This window comes from Archangium sp. (assembly GCF_036388035.1).
Classification (GTDB): domain Bacteria; phylum Myxococcota; class Myxococcia; order Myxococcales; family Myxococcaceae; genus Archangium.
In genome coordinates, this window is record NZ_DASVSO010000808.1 from 1 (window position 1) to 2033 (window position 2033).

The following is a 2033-nucleotide window of genomic DNA, read 5'->3' on the forward strand; positions in this document are numbered from 1 at the left end:
CTTCAACCTGCTGATGCAGGCGCGCTTCTAACCTCCCCATGGACAGCGCTCCGCTGATGTCGTCCTTCGTGAAGTTGCTCGTGTCGGACACCGAGCGCTCGACGCGCTTCTACGAGGCGCTCGGGTTCAAGCGGGTCGCGGCCGAGCCGCCCTTCCTCCGTCTGCAGTGGGAAGCGCAGGCCGAGGTGTACCTGGTCGCCCAGCCCACGGGGCTGCCGATGGAGGGCCGGCGAGGCACGGGCGTGCTGCTGGGCTTCCGCATCGGCGCCCTGGGCCTGGAGGAGGTGGCCACCCGGGCGCGGACGCACGGCGCCAGCGTCGATGGGCCGACCGTCCAGCCGTGGTTCACCCGGGAGATCATCGTCACGGATCCCGACGGGTACCGGCTCAACTTCATCGAGCCCGCGTAACACCCGGAGGCACTCCCCTCCCCGGCCAGCATTGCCAGGGAGGCGGAGCGTTCCTGCACCCGAGGGTGAAGGGCTACACGCCCGCGAACTGCACGCCCTCGAAGACGAGCGTCGGCGTACGCAGGGTGCTGTGGGCGAAGGGATCATTTCCCACGGCCACCAGCCGCTTCCACAGGTCCAACTGGTTGCCCGAGATGTTCATCTCACCAACGGGCTCGGCGAGCTTGCCGCCGCGCACGCGGAACCCCTGGATGCCGAGGGAGAAGTCTCCCGTGACGGGGTTGGAGTTGCCCCCGAGGAAGCTCGTCACGAGGATGCCCTCCTTCAGGTCCTCCAGGAGCGCGGCCTGCGTCTTGTCCCCGAGCTTCCATGCGAGGTTCGAGGGGCTCCCCGTCGTCGGGCGCACCTTGAGCTTCCGGCCGTAATAGCTGTCGATGAAGTAGGCGCGCAGCACGCCTCCCTCGAACAGCGGCCGCGAGCGGGTCGAGAGGCCCTCATTGTCGAACAGGCGCGAGCCGAGCCCCCGCTTCAGGTGCGGCTCATCCGAGAGCGCCAGCCGCTCGCTTCCCACGCCCTGGCCCAGCTTCCCATCGAGGAACGAGCGCTTCTGTTGAAGCGCCGCGCCCGTCATCGGCCCGAGGAGCATCGACACGAGCCGGCCCGCGGCCCGGTTGTCCACCGCCATCGGGAGCACGGCCGAGGCGCCCTTCGTCGAGCCGAGCCGCCCGAGGGCGCGCTCCCCGGCTCGCCGGCCCAGGGTAGCCGCGTCGGGCAGGTTCTCGAGGAAGCGCGCGACGGCGGAGTCACTCTCCTCCGGCCGGCGCCCATCCGCGTCCTTGGCGCTCACCTCGGCGGAGGCGAAGAACTGCGTCCCGCGCTGCCCGCCCTCGAAGCCGTTCGAGCTGACGCGGAACGTCTCGCGCAGGGTGTCTCCGAAGCCGGTGGTGACGGACAGGATGACGCCCTTCGTGTCGGCCGCGCGAGCACCTGCCTCGAGTTCCCGGGCGAAGCGCTGACGCTCATCGGCGGTGAGCGTCAACTGGCGCGGGTCCTCGATCGACAGGTCCACCTGGGCGCGACCCTCGTAGAGCTCGGGCTCGGGCAGCATGCGGAACTCGTCCCGGGCCAGGGCTCGCGTCATCGCGATGGCATTGGAGATGAACTGCTCGAGCCCCTCCGGGCGCAGATCGCTCGTGGACACCGAGGAGTAGCGCCCCTCGACGTAGAGTTGCAGCGCCAGGTTGCGCGTCGTGGCCTCGGAGACCTTGTCCAGCCGGCCATCGCGCCACTGCATCTCCACTTCGCGCATGCGGCTGGCCGTGGCCGCCGCCTCGGAGGCGCCCTTCTGGCGCGCCAGGTCCACCGCCTGCCGCGCGACATCCGCCAGATTCGTGGTGTTCGTCGTGCTCATGCCCGCCTCCCTCAAGCGTTGCGTCCGCCGACGGTGATCGACGCGACCCGGACCGTCGGCATGCCCTGGGACACGGGCACGCCCTGGCCGTCCTTGCCGCACGTCCAGCCGCCCTCGTCGATGACGAGGTCGTCGGCCACCATGTCCACCTGCTCGAGCACCTTGGGCCCGTTGCCGATGATGTTCACGTCCTTGATCGGCCGCGTCAGCTT

The 2033-nt window shown here is 69.9% G+C and carries 3 protein-coding genes; 1 reads left to right on the forward strand and 2 read right to left on the reverse strand.

The window, feature by feature from the left end; translation table 11 throughout:
- Positions 1–53: 53 nt before the first annotated feature.
- Complete coding sequence (locus VF697_RS33235) at positions 54–410, forward strand: VOC family protein (RefSeq protein ID WP_331101328.1); 357 nt, start codon at positions 54–56, stop codon at positions 408–410.
- A gap of 73 nt (positions 411–483) precedes the next feature.
- On the opposite strand, the gene VF697_RS33240 is transcribed toward VF697_RS33235, so the two are convergent.
- A complete protein-coding gene (locus VF697_RS33240; RefSeq protein ID WP_331101324.1) occupies positions 484–1821 on the reverse strand; it encodes a TldD/PmbA family protein in 1338 nt (445 codons plus the stop codon).
- Positions 1822–1832: 11 nt separating this feature from the next.
- Positions 1833–2033, reverse strand: a 201-nt coding sequence (locus VF697_RS33245; protein WP_331101326.1) for a metallopeptidase TldD-related protein, incomplete at its 5' end; no start/stop codon positions are given.